This window comes from Cupriavidus sp. SIMBA_020, assembly GCF_046535395.1.
In the GTDB taxonomy this organism is placed as follows: Bacteria; Pseudomonadota; Gammaproteobacteria; order Burkholderiales; family Burkholderiaceae; genus Cupriavidus; species Cupriavidus campinensis.
Genome location: NZ_JAWRWU010001188.1, coordinates 1 through 252 on the forward strand (window position 1 = coordinate 1; position 252 = coordinate 252).

Here is a 252-nt window from a genome sequence, read left to right on the forward strand (position 1 = left end):
CCCATGATACCTGAATAGGACCCGTCGATATGCTCGATGAACTCGGCGGCGCGTCCCTGCACGCCGTAGGCGCCCGCCTTGCCGAGCGGCTCGCCGCTCGCCGCATAGCGACGGATCGCGTCTGCGTGCATTGCAGCAAAACGCACCTTCGACACCGATAGCGCGGCGGGCAGCAGCGCGCCTTGCGCGTCCACCACGGCAACGGCCGTCAGCACTTCGTGAGCGCGTCCGGCGAGGCGCGCGAGAATCGTG

The 252-nt window shown here is 68.3% G+C and carries 1 protein-coding gene; it reads right to left on the reverse strand.

The annotated features are described in order from the left end of the window. Positions 1–252: Maf family protein (locus SB751_RS33280; RefSeq protein ID WP_410749404.1), on the reverse strand; the 252-nt coding region annotated here is incomplete at both ends.